Source organism: uncultured Campylobacter sp. (assembly GCF_937949835.1).
Lineage (GTDB): Bacteria > Campylobacterota > Campylobacteria > Campylobacterales > Campylobacteraceae > Campylobacter_B.
The window spans coordinates 1-7599 of record NZ_CALEDC010000412.1; the positions used below are offsets into that span (position 1 = coordinate 1).

Here is a 7599-nt window from a genome sequence, read left to right on the forward strand (position 1 = left end):
ATCGCGCTTTTGGTGCTTGACGCAAGCGAGCCGCTAAACGAGCTGGACGAGCGTATAGCGGGGCTTGCGGCTAAATTTGAACTCGGGCTCATCATAATTTTAAACAAATGGGATCTTTGCGAGCGCGATTACGACGAGTTTTGCCGCGATCTGCGCGATAGGTTTAAATTTCTTTCCTACGCGCCGATCATCAGCGTCAGCGCGACGGACAGGAAGCGGATACATAAAATTTATCCGCTCATTTTGGAGGTTTATTCAAATTTCACGCGCAAGCTCGGCACCGCAAGGATCAATGAGGCGGTAGAAGCCGCGATAAAGGCGCATCCGATACCTCGCGAGCGGGGCAAATCGGTTAAAATTTACTACGCCGCGCAGATCGGCTTTGCGCCGCCGAAGATCGCTCTTGTAATGAACCGTCCAAGTGCGCTGCATTTTAGCTACAAGCGCTATTTGACGAACAGGCTGCGCGCGAGCTTTGCTCTTTCTGGCAGTCCGCTAGTGCTGCTGCCGCGCAAAAAAGGGGAGAGCGATGAAGAGCGGTAATATCGTGCTCATCGGCTTTATGGGGGTCGGCAAGGGCACGGTAGCACGGGCGCTGGCTGCGCAAAGCGGGATGTTTGCGCTTGATTGCGACGATATGATCGAAAGCTACGCCAATAAAAAGATCGGGCAAATTTTTAAAGAGCAGGGCGAGCAGAGCTTTAGAAAGATGGAAGAGGGCCTTGCGAAATTTTTAGAAAAGTCCGTCCGCTGCGCCGTGATCTCCACCGGCGGCGGCTTTTACGCCGTGAAAAATTTAAATAAAATCGGCACCATCGTGTATCTGAAATCAAGCTTTGAAGGGATTATTAATCGCTTAAAAAACAGCGAAAACGCGGAGAAAAAATTTGCCAAGCGCCCGCTGTTAGCGGATCTGCAAAAGGCCGCGACGCTGCACGCTCAAAGAGACGGGGCGTATGAAAAAAAGGCCGACATCGTAATCGACGTCGAAAATAAAAGCGTAAAAAAGATCGTAAAAGAAATTTGCTCCGCCTGCGACGGGCTAAATTTAAAGGGGAAAAAGATGTCTAAGCAAAAGTGCCCGGGCGGCGGCAAAAATTCCAAGTCGCACGGTAAAGAGGGCAAAGGCGATAAGCTTGAAAAGAAAGAGGCGCTAAAGCAGAAGCTGCGCGAATTGATCGAAGGCTTAGAGCGCGAGCAAATTCCAAAGCGGGTGATCGCGTGGCACTTCGATCTTTACGAGCCTTACGCGCTACAGCTCGCAGGATCGAGCAGCTTTGATACGGATGACGACGACTGGGCGTGCGAGGACGAGGATGAGTTTTATCCGCAAAGCTCGCGCTTGCAGCTTGATTTTTTAAACGAGCTTTCGTGGCGGCAGGTTTTAAAAATGCTCGTGCAGGCTTTGCGCGAGCTGCGAGAGCAGATGCCAGATGCAAAAATTTTTAAGTGCAAGCACGTCGCTGCGGGCTTCGTAGACGGCGATCTGATTTTGATTTAAAGGAGCAACGATGAGAATTTTAACGGGTCTTCAGCCCAGCGGCAAGCTGCATTTGGGCAACTACTTCGCGAGCATCAAGCAGATGGTGGATGCACAAAACGCAGGAGAGCAGATGTTTATGTTTATCGCAAACTACCATGCGCTCACCTCCGTAAGCGACGGCGCAAAGCTAAAAAACTCTACCTACGAGGCCGCCGCGGCGTTTTTGTCGCTGGGTATCGATCCGAAAAAGACGGTGTTTTGGGTGCAAAGCGACGTGAAAGAGGTGTTGGAGCTTTACTGGATTTTAAGCGGATATGCGCCGATGGGGCTGCTCGAGCGAGCGCACGCATATAAAGACAAGATCGCAAAGGGCTTTGAGAGCAAACACGATCTATTCAGCTACCCCGTGCTGATGGCGGCGGACATCCTGCTATACAGCGCGGAGGTCGTGCCCGTGGGCAAGGATCAGATCCAGCACGTCGAGATCGCCCGCGACATCGCGCTTAAATTTAACAACGCCCACGGAGAAATTTTAACTATTCCGCAAGCGCGAGTAAACGATGAAGTGGCAATCGTGCCGGGCACGGACGGCGCGAAGATGAGCAAGAGCTACGGCAATACGATCGATATTTTTGCAGATGCCGCGACGCTAAAGAAGCAAATTTCAAGTATCGTAACGACCTCCGAGCCGCTGGAAGCGCCTAAGCAGTGGCGCGGATGCAATGTCTATAATATCGCGAAGCTGTTTTTAAGCGAAGCGGAGCAGGCGGAGCTGCAGGCTCGCTACGAGCGCGGAGGCGAGGGGCACGGGCATTTTAAGGCGTATCTAAACGAGCTAGTGCAGGGCTACTTCAAAGACGCGCGAGATAAATTCGAATACTATCAAAGTCACCGCGAAATTTTAGACGAGATGCTAAGACAGGGCGCGCAAAGAGCGGCCGCGACGGCTGCTTCATTGATGCAAAAGGTTCGCGCCGCCGTGGGGATTTATCGCTAAGGAGAGTGAGATGACGGATTACGCTAGAGAAATTTTATCTGATGGTAAGCTGCTTCGGCAGAAGCTGGAAATTTTCTTGCAAACCCCGAGTAAGGTTGAAATTTACGCACGCGCCTGCGAGAAATTTTTCGCCGCGGGCAAGCAGCGCGAGTTAAATTACGTAAGCACGTGGAGCTGGTGGGGATTTTTCGGCACGCTGTTCTTTTTTCTGTACCGCAAGGAGTACAAAATTGCCGCAGCTCTATTTGCCGTTATGGTAATTTCTTGCTTCGTTCCGTTTTTGGATGGACATGATAGAACTATAGGAACGGCGATTAGCGTCAGTAGCGGGACTATGGCGAAATATTACGTTTGCGATAGTTTTGTTTCATTGCTAGATAAACAGGACGACGAAGTCCTAAGACGGGGCGGCGGCGTGAATAGATGGGCGATATGGCTCGCGGTAATATTTTACGCTTTTGTCGCAATTGTGTTTTTGCGCTAATAATTTCAAACGGCGGCAAAATTCAGTAGTTTTGAAGGGCTTCCGCGCTCAAAATAGCTAAATAAATTTTAAAAAGGGGTAGAGATGAAAGCGATCGTAACGGTGATCGGCAAGGACAAAGTTGGCATTGTAGCGGGCGTTTCGGCTAAGCTCGCGCAGCTTGGGCTAAACATAGACGACATCAGCCAGACGGTTTTGGATGAGTTTTTTACGATGATGGCGGTGGTTTCCAGCGACGAAAAGCAGGACTTCACGGCTCTTCGCGAGGAGCTAAACGAGCTAGGCGAAAAGCTAAAAGTTAAAATCAACATCCAAAGCTCGGCGATATTTGACGCCATGCACAACATCTAAGGCGCGCAGATGGACATCAAAAACGTAACCGAAACGATCGCGATGATCGAGGAGCAAAATTTCGACATCCGCACGATCACGATGGGCATTAGCCTGCTTGACTGCATCGATCCCGATATGGGCAAAGCCGCGGAGAAAATTTATGCAAAAATCACCGAAAAGGCGCGCGATCTGGTAAAGGTCGGCAATGAAATTTCAGCAGAACTTGGCATCCCGATCGTAAATAAGCGCGTCTGCGTAACGCCTATCGCCATCATCGGTGCGGCGACGAACGCCGCGGACTACGTCCCGCTTGCTAGAGCGATGGACGAAGCGGCGCAAAAGGTCGGCATCGACTTTATCGGCGGCTTTTCGGCGCTCGTGCAAAAGGGCTACGCAAAGGGCGATAAAATTTTAATCGACTCCATCCCTGCCACGCTCGCCGCGACGCAAAAGGTCTGCTCGTCGGTAAATATCGGCTCGACCAAGACGGGCATAAATATGAGCGCGGTCGCCGACATGGGGCGCGTGATCAAAGAAACCGCGCGGCTTTCGGGTCTTGGTGCGGCAAAGCTGGTCGTATTTGCCAACGCCGTCGAGGATAATCCCTTTATGGCGGGCGCATTTCACGGCGTGGGCGAGGCCGAGGTCGTCATAAACGTGGGCGTCAGCGGCCCTGGCGTCGTTAAACGCGCGCTTGAGAAGGTGCGCGGGGCGAGCTTTGACGTGGTCGCCGAGACCGTGAAAAAGACGGCGTTTAAGATCACGCGCATCGGACAGCTCGTAGGACAAATGGCGTCTGAGCGGCTGGGCGTGAAATTTGGCATCGTCGATCTCTCGCTAGCTCCGACTCCGGCGGTGGGCGATTCGGTAGCGCGCGTGCTTGAGGAGATGGGACTAGAGCGCGTCGGCACGCACGGCACGACGGCTGCGCTAGCGCTACTAAACGACGCGGTCAAAAAGGGCGGCGTTATGGCGTGCAACCAAGTAGGCGGGCTTAGCGGCGCGTTTATCCCCGTCTCCGAAGACGAGGGCATGATCGCCGCGGTGCGCGCAGGATCGTTAAATTTAGAAAAACTCGAAGCGATGACCGCAATCTGCTCGGTGGGGCTCGATATGATCGCGATCCCGCAGGATACGCCCGAGCAAACGATCGCCGCGATCATAGCCGACGAGGCCGCGATCGGCGTGATAAATCAAAAAACGACCGCCGTGCGCATAATCCCAAAAGGCAAAGAGGGCGACACGCTGGAATTCGGCGGGCTTCTGGGCAGCGCGCCCGTGATGAGCGTAAATAAAAACTCATCCGCGGACTTCATCGCCCGCGGCGGCCAGATCCCAGCACCCATTCATAGTTTTAAAAACTAAATTTAACACGTTTAAGGAGGGAAAATGAGAGCGTTTGCGTTATTTGCGGCGGCCTTGCTTTTTAGCGGCTGCTCCATAATCTCGGCATTTTATAGCAAGGAGAAAAAATTCGAGCTGGCGGGCTTGGGGCAAGACGGGGTTTATAGGACTTCGGATGGCAGCGGAGATACGCTAATAAAAATAACGTCCGCCCGCACAAAAGAGGGCGAGCCGTATCGCATAATCCACACGCTGGAAATTCCTAAAAATTCTACCCAGACGGATTTTGACAGCAACGATAAAGAGGTGTTTAAAATAGACTGCTCAAAGAATTATTGCGAGCCCAAATACGACGAGGAGCCGAAAAGAATCGCCATTTCTTGGCCCGCGCCGAATGGGGGCGGCGTTTTTGACGGCGTCATATATCTAAAAAATTTACGGCTCGTAAAAGCGTATTAAATTTGCGGATTTAATAGCGCGCAAAATTTATAAAATTTAACGAGTAAAATTCTAAGTCGCCACGATGGAATTTTTGAGCTTTAAATTCTGTGCTGCGGACGTGGAATTTTGAGTTAGAATTTCGGCTTGAAATTTCGCCGTGAAATTTTACGGCGCGGTCGCCCTTACGGCGAGCTAAAATTTTAAAATTTTGCCGCAAGACGCGGCGTTAAAATTTCATCGCTGCTCGCGGCGGACAAACGGCGGGTCTTTTGAAATTTTAAATTTTAAAGCGGCTTTCATTGAAATTTTAAAATTTAAAAGTAATCTGCTTCGTTATCATTGCCCGTCCGCTAAGAAGCGAGCGGGATTCTATTTCGGCACGGATTTAAACACAGCGCGCAAAAACGGGCGCGGCATCAAAATTTTAAAAGACGAGCGAAAATATGGGGCGGAAATAAAATGCAAAAAATGGCTTGGAAATTTGGCGAACTTGAAAAAGTCGCAACGGACGAGGGCTTTATTTGGTATGCGGAGCTGGAACTAAAAAGCGAAAACTTCGGTGAGGTAGCGTTTTGCCTCGTGTCTGCAGATACGGCGGATGTGGACGATGAGGGGTCTTGCTCGCGCAGCGACGCCTGGGACATCGATCGGTATGTAAAAGACGCTCTTGTCTTCCTGCGAGACGAGCTTAGACGCGAGTATCGTTTGAGCGAGGATGAGCTTAGGCTGCTTGACGCGCCTGTTTGCGATCTGCCGTTTGAGCTGCCGCAATGCACGTTTTACGCGCGCGATACGCAGTGACTGCTGGGGTCCGGGCGCGCTTGATATTTGCGAGCCTTTCGGCATCGGGGTGATTTTCGAGGGCGAAAGACCGCTGCGCGTGGAAAATTTGGAGCTTTGCTAACTGCGGTAAAATGCTAAATTTAAAGGCGGACGGGAATTTTAATGCTTTGCCGAGTTTGAAATTTTTCGGCTCTTCGCGAATATAACGCGGTAAATTTTAAAATTTAACCGCAAGGTGCGGCATCAAAAAGGCGCGACGCCGAATTTGATATAATCTCTAAAATTTAAACGCTTAAAAGGAGCGAGCCGTGAGCGAAAAATTTCAAGCCGAGATGAAAGAGCTAGACGAAAAATTCGCCGCAATACCGGAGAATTTAAAGAAGCGATACGATAAACATAGGCTAATTAGGTGCTCTAGTATGGTATTTTTAGCGCTTTTGTTCGGCATTGCATCGGTAGCTTCGCGACTTATTTCCTACGTGGATATTCAGATGCCCGAGCCTCTTTTGTTTTGTGTGGCGGTCGTTTTATCCATTTGCTTGACGGCATTTTGTTTAAAGTGCTACAAGACAAAAAAATACAGCAGCTTTTTCATAAAAAATCAAGATGCCAGTTTGACGATTTTTACTTTTGAGAATACGGCTAGCTTAGTATTGGTTTTATTTCCCACTTTGCTATTTCTATCTTCGGCAATAGGAGGTTCGCGAGATGAGTTAAGCGGCGCCGGCACTTTATACGGAGTCTTTATAGCTCCGATTTGCATATTAGTTTTTCTTTTATGCTATTTTTTCAACCGAGGCACCTATATTCCAAAAGACGATAAATTCTGCTAAATTTCGATGAGGTGAAAGCTGCGAAACCTTATAAAAGAGCTGCAAAGATGGCGTTAAGCGGCGGGTTTGGACGAATGTTTAAATTTGGCTTATCGTAACTTAGTACCCCTTGTATTTGCATTAAAGTTCTGTTGAGCCAAATTTTTATATACTTACTTAAGGGATCGGCGCTAAAATAAGAATATTTAAATTAAAAGGTCGGTGTGAAAGCAATTAGGAATTTTTATGAATGGCTAAGCATTTGGGATAAGATAAAGATCTGCTTTTGCTTAATATTGGTCGCTTACGCATGGTATTATATAGTCGCTTTGTCTAATCCAAAAAATTTAAGTGATCTCAAAATCACAGATGGCATAATAACAGGTTTTACTAGCGATTCCGCGTTAAGGGGAGGAAGCTGGTGGTTATTGCAATTTTATGATAGCGAAAGAAAAGCCGTAGAGAAGGTTTCCTTGGGACTAAATTATAAAGGGATAGATGAATTTTATATATATGACAAACAAAGAGATATACTACGTTTTGATCTTTTGCAAGATCGCAAAGTTAGGATTTGGTATTCCAAATTCCCCTTTCCGTTTAAAACGAAAACGGCTTATCAAATTCTTATTTTAGACGATAATTTAGGCGAACGAGAAAGCATAAAAGGGCATAGATATTTTATGAGATTTGCGGATAGAGGATATTATATTACACCGAAGAAATGGTTTATGCTAGCAATGTCTCATATGGTTTTAATTTTTATTGTTTTGGATACCATATCAAAATTTAAAAGAGAAAATTGTGACAAGCTTTAATTCATTGACGGATTAGGTACGGTAAGGGCTCGCGCAAATCTAGCGCATAAATTTCGCCCTTAAATCGTGTAAATTTCACGCTCTGTTCGACGGAATTTCACGCGCAA

The 7599-nt window shown here is 48.4% G+C and carries 8 protein-coding genes and 2 pseudogenes; all 10 read left to right on the plus strand.

Going from position 1 to position 7599, the window contains the following annotated elements:
* Positions 1 to 543, plus strand: a pseudogene (locus tag Q0256_RS09290) (ribosome biogenesis GTPase Der); the annotation flags it as partial.
* A pseudogene (locus Q0256_RS09295) lies at positions 530 to 1024 on the plus strand (shikimate kinase); the annotation flags it as partial. The pseudogenes Q0256_RS09290 and Q0256_RS09295, both read left to right, overlap by 14 nt.
* A 487-nt stretch (positions 1025 to 1511) precedes the next feature.
* Complete coding sequence (gene trpS / locus Q0256_RS09300; protein ID WP_297882579.1) at positions 1512 to 2480, plus strand: tryptophan--tRNA ligase; 969 nt, start codon at positions 1512 to 1514, stop codon at positions 2478 to 2480.
* A gap of 10 nt (positions 2481 to 2490) precedes the next feature.
* On the plus strand, positions 2491 to 2964 hold the full coding sequence (locus tag Q0256_RS09305) for a DUF2628 domain-containing protein (RefSeq protein ID WP_297962431.1): 474 nt from the start codon (positions 2491 to 2493) through the stop codon (positions 2962 to 2964).
* An 84-nt stretch (positions 2965 to 3048) separates the two neighbouring features.
* Positions 3049 to 3315, plus strand: a complete 267-nt coding sequence (locus tag Q0256_RS09310) for an ACT domain-containing protein (protein ID WP_002944456.1) — start codon at positions 3049 to 3051, stop codon at positions 3313 to 3315.
* Between the two features lie 9 nt (positions 3316 to 3324).
* Positions 3325 to 4662 (plus strand): PFL family protein, encoded by a 1338-nt coding sequence (locus Q0256_RS09315; RefSeq protein WP_297962433.1) that lies wholly within the window; start codon positions 3325 to 3327, stop codon positions 4660 to 4662.
* A gap of 24 nt (positions 4663 to 4686) precedes the next feature.
* Positions 4687 to 5100, plus strand: a complete 414-nt coding sequence (locus Q0256_RS09320) for a hypothetical protein (RefSeq protein WP_297962435.1) — start codon at positions 4687 to 4689, stop codon at positions 5098 to 5100.
* Positions 5101 to 5541: 441 nt separating this feature from the next.
* Entirely contained in the window at positions 5542 to 5883 is a 342-nt protein-coding gene (locus Q0256_RS09325; RefSeq protein ID WP_297962437.1) for a hypothetical protein, read from the plus strand.
* A gap of 290 nt (positions 5884 to 6173) precedes the next feature.
* A complete protein-coding gene (locus tag Q0256_RS09330) occupies positions 6174 to 6698 on the plus strand; it encodes a hypothetical protein (protein WP_297962439.1) in 525 nt (174 codons plus the stop codon).
* Between the two features lie 203 nt (positions 6699 to 6901).
* Positions 6902 to 7492: a hypothetical protein gene (locus Q0256_RS09335; RefSeq protein ID WP_297962441.1), complete on the plus strand. Its 591-nt coding sequence runs from the start codon at positions 6902 to 6904 to the stop codon at positions 7490 to 7492.
* The last annotated feature ends 107 nt before the right edge of the window (positions 7493 to 7599 follow it).

Excerpts from the sequence above, each read along its gene's own strand:
- Q0256_RS09310 (WP_002944456.1), top strand. The coding sequence starts at position 3,049 with ATGAAAGCGATCGTAACGGTGATCGGCAAGGACAAAGTTGGCATTGTA.
- Q0256_RS09305 (WP_297962431.1), top strand. The coding sequence starts at position 2,491 with ATGACGGATTACGCTAGAGAAATTTTATCTGATGGTAAGCTGCTTCGG.
- trpS (WP_297882579.1), top strand. The coding sequence starts at position 1,512 with ATGAGAATTTTAACGGGTCTTCAGCCCAGCGGCAAGCTGCATTTGGGC.
- Q0256_RS09320 (WP_297962435.1), top strand. The coding sequence starts at position 4,687 with ATGAGAGCGTTTGCGTTATTTGCGGCGGCCTTGCTTTTTAGCGGCTGC.
- Q0256_RS09315 (WP_297962433.1), top strand. The coding sequence starts at position 3,325 with ATGGACATCAAAAACGTAACCGAAACGATCGCGATGATCGAGGAGCAA.
- Q0256_RS09325 (WP_297962437.1), top strand. The coding sequence starts at position 5,542 with ATGCAAAAAATGGCTTGGAAATTTGGCGAACTTGAAAAAGTCGCAACG.